Origin of the sequence: Pseudomonas sp. UMAB-08, from assembly GCF_900095225.1 — a bacterium.
In the GTDB taxonomy this organism is placed as follows: domain Bacteria; phylum Pseudomonadota; class Gammaproteobacteria; order Pseudomonadales; family Pseudomonadaceae; genus Aquipseudomonas.
In genome coordinates, this window is the sequence record NZ_LT607421.1 from 230,155 (window position 1) to 251,881 (window position 21,727).

Below are 21,727 nucleotides of genomic sequence, written 5' to 3' on the forward strand. Positions count from 1 at the left end.
CCCTTAACCGCGAGCCTTGGCTGCCGGACGTACAACCAGGTTGCCGCCAGTAGCGCCAGGAACAGCACCCTTGACCAACAACAGATTGCGTTCAGCGTCCACGCGCACCACTTCCAGGGACTGCACGGTCACGCGCTCAGCGCCCATATGACCGGACATTTTTTTGCCCTTGAATACACGACCAGGAGTCTGGCACTGGCCGATTGAGCCTGGGACGCGGTGGGATACGGAGTTGCCGTGAGTATTGTCTTGGCCACGGAAATTGTGGCGTTTGATCGTACCCTGGAAACCTTTACCTTTGGACTGACCGGTCACATCGACCATCTGACCAGCGGCGAAGATTTCTGCATTGATTACGTCGCCAGCCTGGTAGTCGCCTTCTTCAAGACGGAACTCCCAAACACCGCGACCAGCAGCAACGTTCGCTTTTGCGAAGTGACCTGCTTGAGCAGCAGTCACACGCGAAGCACGACGCACACCGACAGTGACTTGCACTGCACGATAGCCATCAGTTTCTTCGGTTTTGAACTGGGTGACGCGATTCGGCTCGATCTCAATGACCGTAACCGGAATGGAGACACCTTCTTCGGTGAAAATACGGGTCATACCGCATTTACGACCGACTACACCAATAGTCATGTTGTAAACCTCATGAGTGTACGGGGCTTTCACCCGCTATGGCCGCCCATTTCAGAGCGTTACACGACTAAGACCCGAGTCTTAGCCGAGGCTGATCTGTACTTCCACACCGGCCGCAAGATCAAGCTTCATAAGTGCGTCAACGGTTTTATCCGTTGGCTGGACGATGTCCAGAACGCGCTTGTGAGTACGGATCTCATACTGGTCGCGCGCGTCTTTGTTGACGTGCGGAGAAACCAGAACAGTGAACCGTTCTTTACGGGTAGGAAGTGGAATCGGACCACGCACTTGTGCACCAGTACGTTTCGCGGTTTCCACGATTTCCTGGGTGGATTGGTCGATCAGACGATGGTCAAAAGCCTTCAACCTGATACGGATTTGCTGATTTTGCATTGGATTTCAGACTCCCAGCTGCTATTCCCACCGGACGCAATACGCCCGTTAAAAGGAGGCGCAATTCTATAGACGGCCCAACCTAGTGTCAACCCAATAAAAAAGCCCCCGCAAGCGGGGGCCCTTTTATCAATCAACGCTTACGCGAGGATCTTGGCTACTACGCCAGCGCCGACGGTACGACCGCCTTCACGAATGGCGAAACGCAGACCTTCTTCCATCGCGATGGTTTTGATCAGGGTAACAGTCATTTGAATGTTATCACCTGGCATTACCATTTCAACGCCTTCTGGCAATTCGCAGTTACCGGTCACGTCAGTTGTACGGAAGTAGAACTGTGGACGGTAGCCTTTGAAGAACGGAGTGTGGCGACCGCCTTCTTCCTTGCTCAGAACGTAAACTTCTGCGGTGAACGTAGTGTGCGGCTTAACCGAACCTGGCTTGACCAGAACCTGGCCACGCTCAACGTCTTCACGCTTGGTACCGCGCAACAGCACGCCGCAGTTCTCGCCAGCACGACCTTCGTCGAGCAGCTTACGGAACATTTCAACGCCGGTGCAGGTAGTGGTGACGGTGTCACGCAGACCAACGATCTCGATCGATTCCTGGATCTTGATGATCCCACGCTCGATACGGCCTGTTACCACGGTGCCACGACCAGAGATCGAGAACACGTCTTCGATTGGCATCAGGAACGGCTTGTCGATCGCACGTACTGGATCTGGAATGTAGCTGTCCAGAGTCTCAAGCAGTTTAAGAACCGAAGTGGTGCCCATTTCGTTATCGTCCAGACCTTCCAGCGCCATACGCGCGGAACCGATAATGATTGGAGTGTCGTCGCCCGGGAAGTCGTAAGTGCTCAGCAGATCGCGCACTTCCATCTCAACCAGTTCCAGCAGCTCAGCGTCGTCTACCAGGTCAGCCTTGTTCAGGTAAACCACGATGTACGGAACACCTACCTGACGGGACAACAGGATGTGCTCGCGGGTCTGAGGCATAGGACCATCAGCAGCCGAGCAAACCAGGATAGCGCCGTCCATCTGCGCAGCACCAGTGATCATGTTCTTCACATAGTCAGCGTGACCTGGGCAGTCAACGTGAGCGTAGTGACGGATCTTGGTGTGATATTCAACGTGAGCAGTGTTGATGGTGATACCACGAGCCTTTTCTTCCGGCGCGCTATCGATGCTGCCGAAATCAGCTGCTTTACCACCAAACGCTTCTGCAGCCACTCGAGTCAGAGCAGCAGTCAGCGTGGTTTTGCCATGGTCAACGTGACCAATGGTGCCAACGTTGACGTGCGGGAGGGTACGTTCAAATTTTTCTTTAGCCACGACAATTAACTCCTAGCCTAAAGGGGCTGAATCAGCCTTGTTTTTTAGTGACAGCTTCGACGATATGCGCCGGAGCTACATCGTATTTTTTGAATTCCATAGAGTAGCTCGCGCGACCCTGGGACATGGAACGGACGTCGGTCGCATAACCGAACATCTCACCCAACGGAACCTCGGCGCGAATCACTTTGCCGGAAACCGTATCTTCCATACCCAAGATCATGCCGCGACGACGATTCAAGTCGCCCATCACGTCACCCATATAGTCCTCAGGTGTAACAACCTCTACAGCCATGACCGGCTCAAGCAGCACACCACCACCTTTAGTGGCCAACTGCTTGGTCGCCATGGAAGCAGCCACCTTAAACGCCATCTCGTTGGAGTCGACGTCATGGTAAGAACCATCGAACACGGTAGCCTTCAGGCCGATCAGCGGATAGCCGGCAACAACGCCGTTCTTCATCTGCTCTTCGATACCCTTCTGGATAGCCGGGATGAATTCCTTAGGAACCACACCACCCACTACTTCGTTCACGAATTGCAGACCTTCCTGACCTTCGTCAGCAGGAGCAAAACGAATCCAGCAGTGGCCGAACTGACCACGACCGCCGGACTGGCGAACGAACTTGCCCTCGATCTCACAGGCCTTCGTGATTTTTTCACGATAGGAAACCTGTGGCTTACCGATGTTGGCTTCGACGTTGAACTCACGGCGCATCCGGTCTACCAGGATGTCCAGGTGCAACTCGCCCATGCCAGAGATGATCGTTTGACCAGTCTCTTCATCAGTTTTGACGCGGAAAGATGGATCTTCCTGAGCAAGTTTGCCCAGAGCGATACCCATTTTTTCCTGGTCATCCTTGGTCTTTGGCTCAACGGCAACCGAAATAACGGGTTCCGGGAAGTCCATACGAACGAGGATGATCGGCTTGTCGCTCGAGCAAAGGGTGTCACCGGTGGTGACGTCCTTCATACCGATCAAGGCCGCGATGTCACCAGCGCGTACTTCCTTGATCTCTTCACGAGTGTTCGCATGCATTTGCACCATACGACCAACGCGCTCTTTCTTGCCCTTGACCGAGTTGATCACGCCGTCGCCGGAGCTCAACACGCCCGAGTAAACGCGCACGAAAGTCAGAGTACCCACGAATGGGTCGGTAGCAATTTTGAAAGCCAGAGCCGAGAACGGTTCGTCGTCGTTTGCATGACGTTCCATTGCGACTTCTTCGTCATCCGGGTCAGAACCCTTGATGGCTGGAATGTCGGCTGGAGCCGGCAGGAAATCGATAACGGCGTCGAGAACCAGGGGAACGCCCTTGTTCTTGAACGAAGAACCGCAGACAGCAAGAACGATCTCACCAGCGATAGTGCGCTGACGCAGAGCAGACTTGATTTCGTCGATGGTGAGTTCTTCACCTTCGAGGTACTTGTTCATCAGCTCTTCGTTGGCTTCGGCCGCAGCTTCTACCATGTTGCCGCGCCACTCTTCAGCCAGCTCAAGCATGTCCGCCGGAATTGCTTCGCGACGAGGAGCCATGCCCTTGTCAGCGTCATCCCAGTAGACCGCTTCCATGTTGATCAGATCGATCTGACCCTGGAAGTTATCTTCAGCGCCGATAGCGAGCTGAATAGGGACTGGAGTGTGACCCAGGCGCTGCTTGATCTGAGCGACAACGCGCAGGAAGTTAGCACCCGCACGGTCCATCTTGTTTACGTAAACAAGACGCGGAACGCCGTATTTGTTGGCTTGACGCCATACGGTTTCCGACTGAGGCTCAACACCCGAGGTACCACAGAACACAACGACAGCGCCATCGAGTACGCGCAGCGAACGCTCTACTTCAATAGTGAAGTCAACGTGGCCTGGGGTATCGATGATGTTGAAGCGATACTTGTCGAATTGCTTGGCAGAACCCGACCAGAAGGCCGTGGTTGCAGCGGAGGTGATAGTGATACCACGCTCCTGCTCCTGCACCATCCAGTCCATGGTCGCGGCGCCATCATGCACCTCGCCCATTTTGTGGTTTACGCCGGTGTAAAAAAGGACGCGCTCGGTGGTGGTGGTTTTACCAGCATCCACGTGAGCTACGATACCAATGTTACGGTAGCGGTTAATCGGAGTAGTACGAGCCATAAAGCCCTCGCAAAATTAGTGACGCTGAAATTAGAAGCGGTAGTGCGAGAAAGCCTTGTTGGCTTCAGCCATACGGTGCACGTCTTCACGCTTCTTAACTGCAGCACCTTTACCTTCAGCAGCGTCCATCAATTCGCCAGCCAAACGCAGGGCCATAGACTTTTCGCCACGCTTGCGCGCGAAGTCTACCAACCAGCGCATTGCCAGGGCGTTACGACGGGACGGACGAACTTCGACCGGAACCTGGTAAGTAGCACCGCCTACACGGCGCGACTTCACTTCGACCAGCGGAGCGATGGCGTCGAGAGCTTTCTCGAAGATTTCCAGGGGGTCGCTGTTCTTGCGTTCTTTAACTTTTTCCAGCGCGCCATAAACGATACGTTCGGCAACGGCTTTCTTGCCGCTTTCCATCACGTGGTTCATGAACTTGGCCAGAATCTGGCTGCCGTATTTTGGATCGTCAAGCACATCGCGCTTGGCTGCTACGCGTCTTCTTGGCATGGATAAGCCCTCAAACGGTCTTCAGGTTAGCTCGGGACCACAGCGCTCTTGCGAGGTGCGCCCGACCTTACTCTTATCGACTCAGAAAAATAGAAATCTGCAATTTATAGCAAAAAACGGCCGATTACTTCGGACGCTTGGTACCGTATTTCGAACGACCTTGGTTACGACCTTTAACGCCGGAAGTATCCAGGGAGCCGCGAACGGTGTGGTAACGAACACCTGGCAAGTCTTTTACACGACCGCCACGAATCAGTACGACGCTGTGCTCTTGCAGGTTGTGACCTTCACCACCGATGTACGAGGAAACCTCGAAACCGTTGGTCAGGCGCACACGGCATACTTTACGCAGTGCCGAGTTAGGTTTTTTCGGCGTAGTTGTATACACACGAGTGCATACGCCACGACGTTGCGGGCAGTTCTGCAGCGCAGGTACGTCGGATTTCTCGACGATACGCTTACGCGGCTGACGTACCAGCTGGTTGATAGTTGCCATCTACTAGCTCCACTGTTGTCTTGCGACGCTATTGTCTTACAAGAAAAGCAAAATGGCAGGACACGAGTCCCGCCAAATTTAGGGGTACAAGAGTCTAAAGAGGATCCTGCCCCCAGTCAAGACAAAGCCCCAACCTCCCCGACCATGAAGACAACAGCATAACGCTATTGTCTTTTGGCCGGGAGGGCCAGGGCTTCAATCTCAATTACCGCTTGAGTTCAACGCTTCGGTCAGTGCAGCTTCGACTTCACTGGCGCTAACACGCAACGGTTTGTCTGCTTCACGGCGACGTTTGCGCTCGCTGTGATAAGCCAGACCGGTACCGGCCGGGATCAAACGACCCACGACCACGTTTTCTTTCAGGCCGCGCAAGTAGTCGCGCTTGCCGGTTACAGCCGCTTCGGTCAGTACCCGCGTTGTCTCCTGGAAGGAGGCTGCAGAGATGAACGACTCGGTGGACAACGATGCCTTGGTAATACCCAGCAACACACGAGTGAACTTGGAAACGAATTTCTCGTCTGCACTCAGGCGCTCGTTCTCGACCAGCACATGCGTCAACTCCATCTGGTCGCCCTTGATGAAGGTTGAATCGCCAGACTCGGCGATCTCAACTTTACGCAGCATCTGACGAAGAATCGTTTCGATGTGCTTATCGTTGATCTTCACGCCTTGCAGACGGTAAACGTCCTGAATCTCGTTGACGATGTACTTGGCCAGCGCACTCACACCCAGCAGACGCAGGATATCGTGTGGATCGCTCGGGCCGTCGGAGATAACTTCACCGCGGTTCACTTGTTCGCCTTCGAAGACGTTCAGGTGACGCCACTTTGGAATCAGCTCTTCGTACAGATCGCTGCCATCGTTCGGGGTAATGACCAGACGGCGCTTGCCTTTGGTCTCTTTACCGAACGCGATGGTGCCGCTGACTTCAGCCAGAATGGAGGCTTCTTTCGGACGACGCGCTTCGAACAAGTCGGCAACACGCGGCAGACCACCGGTGATGTCACGGGTCTTCGAAGTCTCTTGCGGGATACGGGCGATAACATCACCGATCGCAACCTGCACACCATCCGCAACACCGACGAGGGCGTTGGCTGGCAAGAAGTATTGAGCCGGTACGTCTGTACCTGGCAGCAACAGATCCTTGCCGTCCACACCGACCATCTTAACGGCAGGACGGATGTCTTTACCGGCTGCAGGACGGTCTTTGGCGTCGAGTACTTCGATGTTGGTCATACCGGTCAATTCGTCTGTCTGACGCTTGATCGTGATGCCTTCTTCCATGCCCACGTAGGTCACGGTACCTTTCATCTCGGTGACGATTGGGTGAGTGTGCGGATCCCACTTGGCCACGATTGCGCCAGCGTCGACCTTGTCGCCTTCCTTCACCGAAATCACAGCACCGTACGGCAGCTTGTAACGCTCACGCTCACGACCGTAGTCATCCGCGATAGCCAGCTCACCGGAACGAGACACTGCCACCAGGCAACCATCAACTCGCTCAACGTGTTTCAGGTTGTGCAGGCGGACAGTACCGCCATTCTTCACCTGAACGCTGTCAGCAGCAGAGGTCCGGCTTGCAGCACCACCGATGTGGAACGTACGCATGGTCAGCTGAGTACCTGGCTCACCGATCGACTGTGCAGCGATTACGCCGACAGCTTCACCGATGTTCACCTGATGCCCGCGAGCCAGGTCACGACCGTAGCACTTGGCGCAGATACCGAAACGGGTTTCGCAGCTGATTGGCGAACGCACGATCACTTCGTCGATGCTGTTCAGCTCGATGAACTCAACCCACTTCTCGTCAACCAGGGTGCCAGCAGGAACGATGACATCGTCGGTACCCGGCTTGAACACGTCACGGGCGATAACTCGACCCAGTACGCGCTCACCCAATGGCTCAACAACATCGCCGCCTTCAATGTGCGGCGTCATCAGCAGACCGTGCTCGGTACCGCAGTCGACTTCTGTAACCACCAGATCCTGAGCCACGTCTACCAGACGACGCGTCAGATAACCGGAGTTCGCAGTTTTCAACGCGGTATCCGCCAAACCTTTACGAGCACCGTGAGTGGAGATGAAGTACTGAAGTACGCTCAAACCTTCACGGAAGTTCGCAGTGATCGGCGTTTCGATGATCGAGCCATCCGGCTTGGCCATCAAACCACGCATACCGGCGAGCTGACGAATCTGTGCAGCAGAACCCCGTGCGCCGGAGTCAGCCATCATGTACATCGAGTTGAAGGATTCCTGATCAACTTCGACGCCATGACGGTCGATGACTTTCTCTTTCGAGAGGTTCGACATCATCGCCTTGGAGACTTCGTCGTTGGCCTTGGACCAGAGGTCGATCACCTTGTTGTACTTCTCGCCCTGGGTTACCAGGCCTGAGGCGTACTGACTTTCGATCTCTTTAACTTCTTCGGTAGCGGCGTCGATGATGCGAGCTTTTTCATCAGGGATAACGAAGTCGTTAACACCAATGGAAACACCCGAAATAGTCGAGTAGGCAAAACCGGTGTACATCAATTGGTCAGCGAAAATAACGGTCTCTTTCAAACCAACCACGCGGTAGCACTGGTTGATCAGTTTGGAGATCGCTTTTTTCTTCATCGGCTGGTTGACCACGTCGTACGACAGGCCGGCCGGAACCACCTGGAACAACAGCGCACGGCCGACGGTTGTGTCGACGATACGGGTGTTCTTGACGCTGCCACCATCACGATCGTTGACGGTTTCGTGGATGCGGACTTTGACTTTGGCATGCAGCGCGGCTTCGCCGGCACGGAATACACGGTCAACTTCCTGCAGATCCGCGAACACACGACCTTCGCCCTTGGCGTTGATCGCTTCACGCGTCATGTAGTACAGACCCAATACAACGTCCTGCGACGGAACGATGATTGGCTCACCGTTGGCTGGCGACAGGATGTTGTTGGTCGACATCATCAGCGCACGCGCTTCGAGCTGGGCTTCCAGCGTCAGCGGTACGTGAACGGCCATTTGGTCGCCGTCGAAGTCGGCGTTGTACGCAGCGCAGACCAGCGGGTGAAGCTGAATAGCTTTACCTTCGATCAGAACCGGCTCAAACGCCTGGATACCCAGACGGTGAAGGGTCGGTGCACGGTTGAGGAGGACCGGGTGTTCGCGAATCACTTCAGCGAGAACGTCCCAAACCTCTGGCAACTCGCGCTCAACCATTTTCTTAGCGGCTTTGATGGTGGTGGCGAGGCCACGCATTTCCAACTTGCCGAAAATGAACGGTTTGAACAGCTCGAGAGCCATCTTCTTCGGCAGACCGCACTGATGCAGACGCAGAGCCGGGCCTACGGTAATTACCGAACGACCCGAGTAGTCAACACGCTTACCGAGCAAGTTCTGACGGAAACGACCCTGCTTACCCTTGATCATGTCAGCCAGGGACTTCAGAGGACGCTTGTTCGAACCTGTGATGGCACGGCCACGACGGCCGTTGTCGAGCAAGGCATCGACCGCTTCCTGCAACATACGCTTTTCGTTGCGCACGATGATGTCCGGAGCGGACAGATCAAGCAGGCGCTTCAAACGGTTGTTACGGTTGATCACTCGACGATACAGATCGTTAAGGTCGGACGTCGCGAAACGACCACCGTCAAGCGGAACCAACGGACGCAGATCTGGCGGCAGAACCGGCAGAACGGTCAGCACCATCCACTCAGGAAGGTTGCCGGAACCCTGGAAGGCCTCCATCAACTTCAAGCGCTTGGACAGCTTCTTGATTTTGGTTTCGGAGTTGGTTTGCGGAATTTCTTCGCGCAGACGGCCAATCTCGTGTTCCAGGTCGATAGCGTGCAGCAGTTCGCGGACAGCTTCAGCACCCATACGGGCGTCGAAGTCATCGCCGAACTCTTCGAGCGCTTCAAAATACTGCTCGTCGTTGAGCAGCTGACCCTTTTCAAGGGTGGTCATGCCTGGATCGATAACGACATAGCTCTCGAAATAGAGAACGCGTTCGATATCACGCAGGGTCATGTCCATCAGCAAGCCGATACGGGACGGCAGGGATTTCAGGAACCAGATATGGGCAACTGGCGAGGCCAGTTCGATGTGAGCCATACGCTCGCGACGAACTTTTGCCAGCGCGACTTCTACGCCGCACTTCTCGCAGATCACACCACGATGCTTCAAGCGCTTGTACTTACCGCACAGGCACTCGTAATCCTTTACCGGGCCAAAGATCTTGGCGCAGAACAGGCCGTCACGCTCAGGTTTGAACGTACGGTAGTTGATGGTTTCCGGCTTTTTAACTTCACCGAACGACCACGAACGGATCATCTCAGGCGATGCCAATCCAATACGGATGGCGTCGAACTCTTCGACTTGACCCTGGTTTTTCAGCAAATTCAGTAGGTCTTTCAAGGCCTTTCCTCCTGGCGGAGCAGGGAGCAGGCAATACAGCCCCGCTCCCAATTCGCGTCACGTGTTATTCGGTTTCCAGATCGATATCGATACCGAGCGAACGAATTTCTTTGATCAACACGTTGAAGGACTCGGGCATGCCCGGCTCCATACGGTGATCGCCGTCCACGATGTTTTTGTACATCTTGGTCCGACCGTTCACATCGTCCGACTTCACTGTGAGCATTTCTTGCAGAGTGTAAGCCGCGCCGTATGCTTCCAGCGCCCACACTTCCATCTCCCCGAAACGCTGACCACCGAACTGTGCCTTACCACCCAGCGGCTGCTGGGTAACCAGGCTGTAAGAACCAGTGGAACGCGCGTGCATCTTGTCGTCCACCAAGTGGTTCAGCTTCAGCATGTACATGTAGCCAACGGTTACCGGGCGCTCGAATTTGTTGCCGGTACGACCGTCGAACAGCTGCATCTGGCCGCTTTCTGGCATATCAGCCAGTTTAAGCATTGCCTTGATTTCGCTTTCCTTGGCACCGTCGAACACCGGAGTTGCCATTGGCACGCCGTTACGAAGGTTCTTCGCGAGATCCAGGATTTCCTTGTCGGTGAAGTCTTCCAGGTTTTCCTGGCGACCGCCGATTTCGTTGTAGATCTCGTTGAGGAACTTGCGCAAGTCTGCGACTTTACGCTGCTCTTCAAGCATACGGTTGATCTTCTCACCCAAGCCCTTGGCAGCAAGGCCCAGGTGGGTTTCGAGGATCTGACCGACGTTCATACGCGAAGGTACGCCCAGCGGGTTGAGGACGATATCGACCGGCGTGCCATTGGCATCGTGCGGCATGTCTTCAACCGGCATGATCACGGAGACCACACCTTTGTTACCGTGACGACCAGCCATCTTGTCACCCGGCTGGATGCGACGACGGATTGCCAGGTAAACCTTGACGATCTTCAGAACGCCAGGTGCCAGGTCATCGCCCTGTTGCAGCTTGCGTTTCTTGTCTTCGAACTTGTCGTCCAGAAGGCGGCGACGATCAACGATGTAAGCCTGAGCTTTCTCGAGCTGCTCGTTCAGAGCATCTTCAACCATGCGCAGTTTGAACCACTGACCATGCTCAAGACCGTCGAGAATTTCGTCGGTGATGTCCTGACCTTTCTTCAGACCTGCGCCGCCTTCAGCCGTACGGCCTACCAAAGCGGAACGCAGACGTTCGAACGTAGCGCCTTCGACGATACGGAACTCTTCGTTCAAGTCCTTACGGATTTCGTCGAGCTGGATCTTCTCGATGGACAGAGCACGAGCATCACGCTCAACACCGTCACGAGTGAAGACCTGAACGTCGATGACAGTGCCCTTGGTACCTGTAGGTACGCGCAGGGAAGTGTCCTTAACGTCGCTCGCTTTCTCACCGAAAATCGCACGCAACAGTTTTTCTTCTGGTGTCAGCTGGGTCTCGCCTTTCGGAGTGACTTTACCGACCAGAATGTCGCCAGCGCCGACTTCAGCACCAACATAAACGATACCGGCTTCATCAAGCTTGTTCAGTGCAGCTTCACCCACGTTCGGGATGTCTGCAGTGATCTCTTCAGGCCCAAGCTTGGTGTCACGAGCCACACAGGTCAGTTCCTGAATGTGGATCGTGGTGAAACGGTCTTCTTGAACAACACGCTCGGAAAGGAGGATGGAGTCTTCGAAGTTGTAGCCGTTCCACGCCATGAATGCGATGCGCATGTTCTGACCCAGCGCCAGCTCACCCATATCGGTGGACGGACCGTCAGCCATGATGTCACTGCGCTCAACCCGATCACCCTTGCTCACCAGCGGACGCTGGTTGATGCAGGTGTTCTGGTTGGAGCGGGTGTATTTGGTCAGGTTGTAGATGTCTACACCGGCTTCACCGGTTTCAACTTCATCATCAGCAACACGAACCACGATACGGCTGGCATCAACCGAGTCGATCACGCCGCCACGACGAGCCACGACGCAAACGCCGGAGTCACGGGCTACGTTACGCTCCATCCCGGTGCCGACCAGCGGCTTGTCGGAACGCAGGGTCGGTACCGCCTGACGCTGCATGTTCGAACCCATCAACGCACGGTTGGCGTCGTCGTGCTCGAGGAACGGGATCAGCGAGGCCGCTACCGAAACTACCTGTTTCGGCGAAACGTCCATCAGCGTCACGTCTTCAGGCGCCTTGACGGTGAATTCGTTGAGGTGACGTACCGCAACCAATTCGTCGATCAGGTGACCGGAGTCGTTCATCGTGGCCGAAGCCTGAGCGATAACGTGATCCGCTTCTTCGATAGCCGAGAGGAACACGATCTCGTTAGTCACCAGTGCGTCTTTAACCACACGGTACGGGCTTTCGAGGAAGCCGTACTGGTTGGTACGCGCATAGGCGGCCAAGGAGTTGATCAGACCGATGTTCGGACCTTCCGGCGTTTCAATCGGGCATACGCGACCATAGTGAGTCGGGTGTACGTCACGAACTTCGAAGCCGGCACGTTCACGAGTCAAACCACCAGGGCCGAGTGCAGAGACACGACGTTTGTGGGTGATCTCGGACAGCGGGTTGTTCTGGTCCATGAACTGCGAAAGCTGGCTGGAACCGAAGAACTCTTTGACCGCGGCCGCGACTGGCTTGGCGTTGATCAGGTCTTGAGGCATCAGACCTTCGCTTTCCGCCATCGACAGACGCTCTTTGACCGCACGCTCTACACGTACCAGGCCAACGCGGAACTGGTTTTCAGCCATTTCGCCAACACAACGAACACGACGGTTACCCAAGTGGTCGATGTCGTCGACGATGCCTTTACCGTTACGGATATCAACCAGCGTCTTCAGGACGGCAACGATATCTTCTTTGCACAACACACCCGAACCTTCGATCTCGGTACGACCGATACGACGGTTGAACTTCATCCGGCCGACCGCAGACAGGTCATAGCGCTCAGGGCTGAAGAACAGGTTGTTGAACAGCGTTTCGGCTGCATCTTTGGTCGGTGGCTCACCAGGACGCATCATGCGATAGATCTCGACCAGCGCTTCCAATTGGTTGCTGGTGGAGTCGATCTTCAGCGTGTCAGAGACAAACGGACCGCAATCGATATCGTTGGTGTACAACGTTTCGACACGGACAACCTGAGCCTTGGCGATTTTTGCCAGAATCTCGGTGTTCAGCTCTGTATTGCATTCGGCAATGATTTCACCGGTAGCTGGATGCACGATGATCTTGGCGGTAGTGCGACCCAGGACATAGTCCAGAGGCACTTCCAGCTCTTTGATCCCGGCTTTTTCCATCTGGTTTACATGGCGAGCGGTAATCCGACGGCCTTGCTCGACAATGACTTTGCCTTTGTCGTCAAGGATATCAATAGCCGCAATTTCGCCACGAAGACGCTGAGGAATCAGCTCCAGATTCAGGTTTTCACCCTGCACATGGAAAATGTTGGTGGTATAGAACGCATCGAGCACTTGCTCAGTCGTATAGCCGAGCGCGCGCAACAATACGGACGCAGGCAGCTTACGACGACGGTCGATACGAACAAACACGCAGTCTTTCGGGTCGAACTCGAAGTCCAGCCACGAGCCGCGGTACGGAATGATACGCGCGGAATAAAGCAGCTTACCGGAGCTGTGCGTCTTGCCGCGGTCGTGGTCGAAGAACACGCCCGGGGAACGGTGCAACTGGGAAACGATTACGCGCTCGGTACCGTTGATTACGAAGGTACCGTTTTCAGTCATCAGGGGAATTTCACCCATGTAGACTTCTTGCTCTTTGATGTCCTTGATCGCTTTGTTCGACGATTCTTTGTCGAAAATGATCAAACGGACCTTGACCCGCAAAGGCACAGCGTAAGTCACACCGCGCAGCACGCACTCTTTGACATCAAATGCCGGTTCGCCCAAGCGATAACCCACATACTCCAGCGCAGCATTGCCGGAGTAGCTGATGATCGGGAAAACGGATTTGAAGGCTGCATGCAGACCGACGTCGCGGAACTGATCTTTGGTAGCTCCCGCTTGCAGGAATTCGCGATACGAATCCAGCTGGATGGCCAGGAGATACGGCACATCCATTACGTCCGGCAACTTGCTAAAGTCCTTGCGGATACGTTTTTTCTCAGTATATGAGTAAGCCATCAGCGTTCCCCAGCTTGGTCACCTGCTTGTTTGGCTTCTCCCGACGGGAGCAGCCAGAAAATCGTGCAAACCCCTTGGTTTGCACCACCCGCATCGGGTGGCTCTTACACGTTACAGATGCTGACCAGGCCAGCCATCTATAACGGAAAAAGGCCGGTGGCAAGAGCCACCAGCCATCAGCCTTTCGCTTAACGCTTGGGCTGGATACGCAAAGTCGATGCTTATTTCAGCTCGACTTTAGCGCCTGCTTCTTCCAGAACAGCTTTGGCTTTGTCAGCAGCATCTTTCGATACAGCTTCCAGAACGATGCCAGGAGCGCCGTCAACTACAGCTTTGGCTTCTTTCAAGCCCAGGCCAGTCAGTTCACGAACAGCCTTGATCACGTTAACTTTTTTCTCGCCAGTTTCGGTCAACATAACGTTGAATTCAGTCTGTTCTTCAACAACAGCAGCAGCAGCAGCTGGGCCGGCCGAAGCAGCGGCAGCAGAAACGCCGAATTTTTCTTCGAAAGCTTTGATCAGCTCAACAACCTGCAGAACGGACATTTCAGCTACGGCGTTGAGGATATCGTCTTGAGAGATAGACATGACTCTAATTCCTGATTTGGGGACGGCCTACGCGGCCATCGAAATAAACAAAAATACGCGAGAAGAAGTGCTCAGCCTTAAGCTGCGGCAGCTTCTTTTTGTTCGCGAACAGCCGCCAGAGTACGAGCCAACTTGCTGGTAGCGCCTTGAATCACGCTCATCAGCTGAGAAATAGCTTCGTTACGGGTCGGCAGAGTTGCCAGTACGTCGATCTGATTAGCTGCGAGGAACTTGCCCTCGAACGCAGCTGCCTTGATCTCGAACTTATCCTGACCTTTGGCGAATTCCTTGAACAAACGGGCAGCAGCGCCAGGATGTTCGTTGGAGAACGCAACCAAGGTCGGGCCTGTGAACACGTCGTTGAGCACGTCATATTGAGTGCCTGCAACGGCGCGTCGCAGCAAGGTGTTACGTACAACACGTACGTACACGCCTGCTTCACGGGCCTCTTTACGGAGTCCGGTCATAGCGCTTACTGTCACACCGCGGGCATCAGCCACGACAGCGGACAGAGCTACTTTGGCAGCCTCGTTGACTTCAGCGACGATGGCCTTCTTGTCTTCGAGTTTAATTGCCACGGGTTAACTCCTGCTTGTTACCGTTTCATCCAACCGAGGTCGGATGTCGTTTTGGTGTCTGATTCGGTAAGGAACCGGGAGCACCATCTGCGTAGGCTTGAGGTTTAAGACTTTCGCCGCCTACGGTCTTGGATAGCCCCCGCCAGGCAGGGACCCCAATCTTTCATAGGTGCAGTCGCCTGCACCCATTTGTCTTACGCGTCCAGCGAGCCTTGGTCGATGACCAGACCTGGGCCCATAGTGGTGCTCAGGGTAACGCGCTTGACATAAATACCTTTCGAAGAAGCTGGCTTGATACGCTTCAAATCAGCGATCAGCGCTTCAACGTTTTCCTTCAACTTGACAGCGTCGAAACCGACTTTGCCAACGGAAGTGTGGATGATGCCGTTTTTGTCGGTGCGATAACGAACCTGACCAGCCTTGGCGTTTTTAACCGCTGTGGCTACGTCTGGCGTCACGGTGCCGACTTTAGGGTTAGGCATCAGGCCACGTGGGCCGAGGATCTGACCCAACTGACCAACAACACGCATCGCGTCCGGGGAGGCGATAACAACGTCGAAGTTCAGGTTGCCGGCTTTCATTTCGGCGGCCAGGTCGTCCATACCAACGCGATCAGCGCCAGCAGCCAGAGCAGCTTCAGCAGCAGGGCCCTGAGTGAACACAGCAACGCGAACAGTTTTGCCAGTGCCGTGCGGAAGCACGGTTGCACTGCGAACAACCTGATCGGATTTACGCGGGTCAACACCAAGGTTAACCGCAACGTCAACAGATTCGCTGAACTTGACCGTGGACAGCTCGGTCAACAGAGCAGCTGCGTCTGCGAAGTTATAAGCTTTGCCCGGCTCAATTTTAGCCGCGATAGCTTTTTGGCGCTTAGTCAACTTAGCCATTACACACCCTCCACGTTAAGGCCCATGCTACGAGCAGAGCCAGCGATGGTACGCACAGCGGCGTCCATATCACTTGCTGTCAGATCCGCGTTTTTGGTTTTCGCGATTTCTTCCAGCTGAGCACGGGTCACGGTGCCAACCTTAACGGTGTTCGGACGAGCTGAACCGCTAGTCAGACCAGCAGCTTTCTTCAGCAGAACCGAAGCAGGTGTGGATTTGGTTTCGAAAGTGAAGCTACGGTCGCTGTAGACAGTGATGATCACTGGAGTCGGCAGACCTGCTTCAAGACCCTGAGTACGGGCGTTGAAAGCCTTGCAGAATTCCATGATGTTCACGCCATGCTGACCCAGTGCAGGACCAACAGGTGGGCTTGGGTTAGCCTGAGCGGCCTTCACTTGCAGCTTGATGTAAGCGGTAATTTTCTTGGCCATGAGGCACTCCAATTACGGGTTCAGACGCCTAAAAAGGCTCCCCGGTTACTTGCGCGTTTATCCCAGTGACGACAAAACCCCACAGCCTAAGGCTGCGGGGTTGGGATTTTCGTTCAGCTATGCCTTTTCGACCTGGCTGAACTCTAACTCTACCGGAGTAGAGCGACCGAAAATAAGCACAGCCACTTGGATCCGGCTTTTTTCGTAGTTAACTTCTTCAACCGTGCCGTTAAAATCAGCGAACGGACCATCGGTGACACGAACAACTTCACCTGGCTCGAACAGTGTTTTTGGCTTCGGCTTGTCGCTACCATCAGCGACACGACGCAGAATCGCTTCTGCCTCTTTATCAGTGATCGGTGCAGGCTTATCAGCGGTACCGCCGATGAAACCCATCACACGAGGAGTGTCCTTGACCAAGTGCCAAGTACCCTCATTCATATCCATCTGTACCAGCACATAGCCTGGAAAGAATTTGCGCTCGCTTTTGCGTTTCTGGCCATTACGCATTTCAACCACTTCTTCAGTGGGAACCAGAATTTCGCCGAAGCCTTCTTCCATGCCAGCCAGCTTCACACGCTCAAGCAGAGAGCGCATGACATGCTTCTCATAACCGGAGTAAGCATGCACTACGTACCAACGCTTAGCCACGGGACACCCTTAGCCGACAATCAAAGAAACAAGCCAACCGAGCAGGGAATCTAAACCCCACAACAGCAGCGCCATAACCAACACAACAGCCACAACAATCAATGTGGTCTGCGTAGTTTCTTGGCGAGTAGGCCAAACGACTTTACGAATCTCGGTACGAGCTTCCTTTGCCAACACGAAGAAAGCTTTACCTTTTCCTGTCTGCAAACCAACAAACGCAGCAGCAGCAGCAATAGCAAGCAATACAAGCACGCGGTACAGGATCGGTTCCGCTGAGTAGTACTGATTGCCGACAACACCTACGACCACCAAAACGGCTACCAGGAGCCATTTAAGCAGGTCAAAGCGAGAGTCTTGGGCTTCAGCCTTGGGAGTCATCTACGAGGATCCTGTGAAAAGAAAGCCAGATTAACACCGAGTGAATCTGGCAGGTCAGGAGGGAATCGAACCCCCAACCTACGGTTTTGGAGACCGTCGCTCTGCCAATTGAGCTACTGACCTAAAAGCAAAATTAGGCCGACCATTATGCCGGCCCAACAAGAGTTTTTCAACAACTTACTCGATGATTTTAGCCACGACACCCGCGCCGACGGTACGACCGCCCTCACGAATAGCGAAACGAAGACCATCTTCCATCGCAATCGGTTGAATCAGGGTGACAACCATTTTCACGTTGTCACCAGGCATTACCATCTCAATGCCCTCTGGCAATTCACAGTTACCGGTCACATCCGTTGTACGGAAGTAAAACTGCGGACGGTAACCTTTGAAGAATGGCGTATGACGACCACCCTCTTCCTTGCTCAGAATATACACTTCGCCTTCGAACCTGGTGTGCGGCTTGACAGAGCCCGGCTTGGCCAGAACCTGACCTCGCTGAACATCATCACGCTTGGTGCCGCGCAACAGTACTCCGACGTTCTCGCCCGCCCGACCTTCATCGAGCAGCTTCCGAAACATTTCAACACCCGTACACGTCGTCTTTATGGTGGGAACGATACCGATAATCTCGATCTCTTCCTGCACCCTGACGATGCCACGCTCAACCCGACCCGTTACTACCGTACCGCGACCTGAGATCGAAAAAACATCTTCGATCGGCATCAGGAATGGCTTGTCGATTGCACGCTCAGGCTCTGGAATATAACTGTCCAGAGTATCAACCAATTTACGGACGGCAGTTGTGCCCATTCCGCCTTCATCCTGACCATTCAACGCCATCAAGGCGGAACCAATCACGATCGGGGTTTCATCCCCCGGAAAACCGTACGCACTCAGCAGATCACGAACTTCCATTTCGACCAGTTCAAGCAACTCTTGATCGTCGACCATGTCAGCCTTATTCAGGAAGACAACGATGTATGGAACCCCAACCTGACGAGACAGCAAAATGTGTTCACGAGTCTGCGGCATAGGACCATCAGCTGCAGAGCACACCAAGATCGCGCCATCCATCTGTGCAGCACCGGTAATCATGTTTTTCACATAATCAGCGTGACCTGGACAGTCGACGTGAGCGTAGTGACGGATCGCAGAATCATATTCAACGTGCGACGTGTTAATTGTAATGCCGCGCGCTCTTTCTTCAGGAGCATTGTCGATTTGAGAGAAGTCGCGAGCAGAACCACCGAATGCTTCAGCGCATACTTTGGTCAGAGCTGCAGTCAAGGTCGTTTTTCCATGATCAACGTGACCAATGGTACCAACGTTCAAGTGCGGCTTCTTGCGTTCGAACTTTTCTTTAGCCATCGACACCATCTCCAATAGAAGAATGAATCTTGACCGCTTAAAACAAAGGCAGATATTTTCATATCTGCCTTGGTAATGGAGCTCTTGAGCAGATTCGAACTGCTGACCTCACCCTTACCAAGGGTGTGCTCTACCAACTGAGCTACAAGAGCGAAACACATTGCACTAACAGCAAACCTGGAGCGGGTAGCGGGAATCGAACCCGCATCATCAGCTTGGAAGGCTGAGGTTCTACCGCTAAACTATACCCGCGGCGCTTGCTGCTAACGCTTAAATTTGGTGGAGGGGGAAGGATTCGAACCTTCGAAGTCGTAGACGTCAGATTTACAGTCTGATCCCTTTGGCCGCTCGGGAACCCCTCCTGAACGAGGCAGCATTTTCAACTCATGCTGCCCTTCTGTCAACTATTTTCTCATTAAAAACCTGAGGTTACATCCGCTGACAACAACTCTACAGGTGACGCGATTAACGCTACGCTGCGAAGCGGGCGCCATTCTATGCAAACTAATCCGCAGTTGCAATGCCTTCACAAGGCATTATTTTGTTTTTTAGCTGCGAGAAGTCCTGAGTGAGCTCACGAATCAGGCCTTCATCCACAAGCCGCCGACTCGAAGGGGCAACCTTCAACCAATAAGCAGCTGTAGAACCCGCACCCAGAGGCTGAAACTGCGCCTGTATATCGAGGCTCGTTAACCGCTGCTCAACCAGGCGCGCATCCTCCTGACGAACAAAACCACCCAGATACAGGCACTTCTCCTCCCCCTCACGGGGAGCCGAAGGGTTTTCCCGCGCCGCATCAGACTCACTCAGCAGATGAATATCCTGCTGCGAACCTCGATACAACGACAGGGAAATAACTTCCTTGGCCCGCAGAGGAGCTTCCTGCTGATGCCATATGTAATAGAAAGAATTAAGCATCAACAGCAAAAGAAATAGCCAACGCATAGCAACCTCAAGGCAATGGACAGGCCAGGGCCAGCCCCACGAAAACCAGATCAGGCATCATTCGCGCGTCCGGCAAAATCTCCCCAACCAAATCTGCGTCGCCGCCCGTAACAAAAACGGTGAAATCGTCCTTCCAATGGTCGCGAGCCATACTCAATTGAGTAAGTACAAAACCACGCGCCATCAGCGAACACCCACGCTCCACCGCCTCAGCTGTCGAACGCCCCGGGGCGAAGCTGATCAGTGCGCGCTCTGCAGCAGCATCGTCGTAGCGTATCCGTCGTGTATGTGTACGCAGCTGATTGCGCATCAAGGGCATACCCGGACAGATAAAACCTCCCAGGTGTTGCCCATCGGGCGCAACAAAATCTGACGTGATAGCAGTGCCCAGATCCAGCACCAAGCACGCGCCACGCGCCAGATGATACGCACCCACGATGGCAAGCCACCGATCCAGACCTAAAAGCTCATATTCGTCATAACCATTTGTTACACCAGCCATGTGCCTTGCAGGAGCTGCATACATGACATCTATAGAAAAGGCTTTGACCAGAACAGCGACCAACTGAGCAGTTTCCTCGCTGCTACGCACGCTTACCAATCTACAGCGAGCCAAACGCAGACCAGGTACCTGATGAAGAGCCTGTAGCAGCGCCTCATCACAATCGACAATACCTCCCACGACTACCGACAGAGCATCCTCGTGGGTTACCCGCCATTTGATGAAGCTATTACCGCAATCAAGCTCAAGAATCATCACGCAGCCTCAAACTAAGCTCGCCACCACTAAAAATTTTCTCCTCCGCACCCACCTTCAGGCGCAGTGCACCTTGCGCATCAACCCCCAAAACGACACCTTCAACGCTACCGGCTCCCGCGAGTAGCGTCACGGCTCGCCCTTGCCACAAGTGACCCCGCTCCCACTCAGCCTGAAAAGCGGGGAATCCACTTTGCTGATGAATACTTAAATAGCGCTCAAGTGTGCGATTCAGCCGTGCGATCAAGTCATTACGATCTGACAAGACGCCGGTTTCAAGTCGAACAGAAGTCCAAAGCTGGTCGACTTCGGACGCCGCCTGCATATTCACGTTGATGCCTATACCTATTACAACGTTACAGACATCAGCCGGATCTCCAACCAACTCTAATAGAACGCCGGCAATTTTACGCTGCCCGACCAGGATATCGTTCGGCCATTTCAGGCCGGCATTCTCGACACCTACTCCACGGAGGGTCTGCATCACCGCCAGCCCAACAAGCAGGCTCAAGCCTTCAAGCTGGCGCATACCGCCCTCAACCCTCAAGACCAGGCTGTAGTAGATATTCTCCGCAAATGGGCTTACCCATTTACGCCCGCGCCGCCCTCTACCGGCAGTTTGCCGCTCAGCGAGTACAAGCACAGGCATCTCATGGCCGCGCTCAATTGCGCGCAGAGCCTCTGCATTGGTTGAGTCGATTGAGTCGAAGGTCAGGATTGGCCACGCAGGAGAAGAGCCCGCGATTGAGATTTCATCCCGGTCCAGTAGAGATATCGGATCGGCCAGGCGGTAGCCTCGACCTCTTACTTTATGGATCTCAAGACTCAACTCCGCTTCAAGCTGCTGCAGCTGCTTCCATACAGCACTACGACTGACTCCAAGAGCATGGCCCAGGGCTTGCCCCGAATGAAAATTGCCATCCTTGAGAAGCTTCAATAACGTCAGCATGCGGATATCGCCTAACAATGAGGCACGCATAATAGCCACCCGGCCCGCTAATGCCTAGAAACGAAAAATGTTTATCAAGCGCATAAACAAAACCCCTGTCTGCATAAGCAGACAGGGGTTTCGGAATTTAATCTTGACGATGACCTACTCTCAC

The 21,727-nt window shown here is 54.1% G+C and carries 18 protein-coding genes and 4 tRNA genes; all 22 read right to left on the reverse strand.

The genetic code is table 11. The features are described from left to right. Positions 1–3: 3 nt before the first annotated feature. Positions 4–639 carry a 50S ribosomal protein L3 gene (rplC, locus tag K0F75_RS15710; RefSeq protein WP_219062787.1) on the reverse strand — a complete coding sequence of 212 codons (636 nt, stop codon included), beginning with the start codon at positions 637–639 and terminating at the stop codon, positions 4–6. 81 nt (positions 640–720) lie between these two features. Continuing rightward, positions 721–1,032 (reverse strand): 30S ribosomal protein S10, encoded by a 312-nt coding sequence (gene rpsJ / locus K0F75_RS15715; protein ID WP_003186070.1) that lies wholly within the window; start codon positions 1,030–1,032, stop codon positions 721–723. Positions 1,033–1,172: 140 nt separating this feature from the next. Further along, positions 1,173–2,366: an elongation factor Tu gene (gene tuf, locus K0F75_RS15720; RefSeq protein WP_219062788.1), complete on the reverse strand. Its 1,194-nt coding sequence runs from the start codon at positions 2,364–2,366 to the stop codon at positions 1,173–1,175. Between the two features lie 31 nt (positions 2,367–2,397). Continuing rightward, positions 2,398–4,500 carry an elongation factor G gene (gene fusA, locus K0F75_RS15725; protein WP_219062789.1) on the reverse strand — a complete coding sequence of 701 codons (2,103 nt, stop codon included), beginning with the start codon at positions 4,498–4,500 and terminating at the stop codon, positions 2,398–2,400. 30 nt (positions 4,501–4,530) lie between these two features. After that, positions 4,531–5,001: a 30S ribosomal protein S7 gene (gene rpsG / locus K0F75_RS15730; protein WP_003400433.1), complete on the reverse strand. Its 471-nt coding sequence runs from the start codon at positions 4,999–5,001 to the stop codon at positions 4,531–4,533. A gap of 124 nt (positions 5,002–5,125) precedes the next feature. Continuing rightward, a complete protein-coding gene (gene rpsL, locus K0F75_RS15735) occupies positions 5,126–5,497 on the reverse strand; it encodes a 30S ribosomal protein S12 (RefSeq protein WP_003186084.1) in 372 nt (123 codons plus the stop codon). A 201-nt stretch (positions 5,498–5,698) separates the two neighbouring features. Continuing rightward, positions 5,699–9,898 (reverse strand): DNA-directed RNA polymerase subunit beta', encoded by a 4,200-nt coding sequence (gene rpoC / locus K0F75_RS15740; protein ID WP_219062790.1) that lies wholly within the window; start codon positions 9,896–9,898, stop codon positions 5,699–5,701. A 64-nt stretch (positions 9,899–9,962) separates the two neighbouring features. Further along, the gene (rpoB, locus tag K0F75_RS15745) at positions 9,963–14,036 is read right to left on the reverse strand and encodes a DNA-directed RNA polymerase subunit beta (protein WP_219062791.1); all 4,074 of its coding nucleotides are present in this window, start codon (positions 14,034–14,036) and stop codon (positions 9,963–9,965) included. A gap of 221 nt (positions 14,037–14,257) precedes the next feature. Further along, complete coding sequence (rplL, locus tag K0F75_RS15750; protein WP_219062792.1) at positions 14,258–14,623, reverse strand: 50S ribosomal protein L7/L12; 366 nt, start codon at positions 14,621–14,623, stop codon at positions 14,258–14,260. Positions 14,624–14,700: 77 nt separating this feature from the next. After that, on the reverse strand, positions 14,701–15,201 hold the full coding sequence (gene rplJ / locus K0F75_RS15755) for a 50S ribosomal protein L10 (protein WP_219062794.1): 501 nt from the start codon (positions 15,199–15,201) through the stop codon (positions 14,701–14,703). 194 nt (positions 15,202–15,395) lie between these two features. Then, on the reverse strand, positions 15,396–16,091 hold the full coding sequence (gene rplA, locus K0F75_RS15760) for a 50S ribosomal protein L1 (protein ID WP_219062796.1): 696 nt from the start codon (positions 16,089–16,091) through the stop codon (positions 15,396–15,398). Continuing rightward, entirely contained in the window at positions 16,091–16,522 is a 432-nt protein-coding gene (rplK, locus tag K0F75_RS15765) for a 50S ribosomal protein L11 (protein WP_219062797.1), read from the reverse strand. Before rplK ends, rplA begins: the two co-directional genes overlap by 1 nt. 117 nt (positions 16,523–16,639) lie before the next feature. Then, positions 16,640–17,173, reverse strand: coding sequence for a transcription termination/antitermination protein NusG (nusG, locus tag K0F75_RS15770; protein WP_219062798.1), 534 nt, complete (start codon positions 17,171–17,173; stop codon positions 16,640–16,642). 9 nt (positions 17,174–17,182) lie between these two features. Then, complete coding sequence (gene secE / locus K0F75_RS15775; RefSeq protein WP_219062800.1) at positions 17,183–17,551, reverse strand: preprotein translocase subunit SecE; 369 nt, start codon at positions 17,549–17,551, stop codon at positions 17,183–17,185. A gap of 47 nt (positions 17,552–17,598) precedes the next feature. Next, positions 17,599–17,674 (reverse strand) — tRNA-Trp (locus K0F75_RS15780). A gap of 54 nt (positions 17,675–17,728) precedes the next feature. Further along, positions 17,729–18,922, reverse strand: coding sequence for an elongation factor Tu (gene tuf / locus K0F75_RS15785; protein WP_219062801.1), 1,194 nt, complete (start codon positions 18,920–18,922; stop codon positions 17,729–17,731). A gap of 76 nt (positions 18,923–18,998) precedes the next feature. Next, a tRNA-Thr gene (locus tag K0F75_RS15790) sits at positions 18,999–19,074 on the reverse strand. A gap of 26 nt (positions 19,075–19,100) precedes the next feature. Then, positions 19,101–19,174: transfer RNA gene (locus tag K0F75_RS15795), tRNA-Gly, on the reverse strand. Positions 19,175–19,199: 25 nt separating this feature from the next. After that, a tRNA-Tyr gene (locus K0F75_RS15800) sits at positions 19,200–19,284 on the reverse strand. A gap of 142 nt (positions 19,285–19,426) precedes the next feature. After that, entirely contained in the window at positions 19,427–19,867 is a 441-nt protein-coding gene (locus K0F75_RS15805) for a hypothetical protein (protein WP_219062802.1), read from the reverse strand. A gap of 7 nt (positions 19,868–19,874) precedes the next feature. After that, on the reverse strand, positions 19,875–20,624 hold the full coding sequence (locus tag K0F75_RS15810) for a pantothenate kinase (RefSeq protein ID WP_219062803.1): 750 nt from the start codon (positions 20,622–20,624) through the stop codon (positions 19,875–19,877). Beyond that, positions 20,614–21,573, reverse strand: coding sequence for a bifunctional biotin--[acetyl-CoA-carboxylase] ligase/biotin operon repressor BirA (gene birA, locus K0F75_RS15815; RefSeq protein ID WP_219062826.1), 960 nt, complete (start codon positions 21,571–21,573; stop codon positions 20,614–20,616). Before birA ends, K0F75_RS15810 begins: the two co-directional genes overlap by 11 nt. Positions 21,574–21,727: the final 154 nt, after the last annotated feature.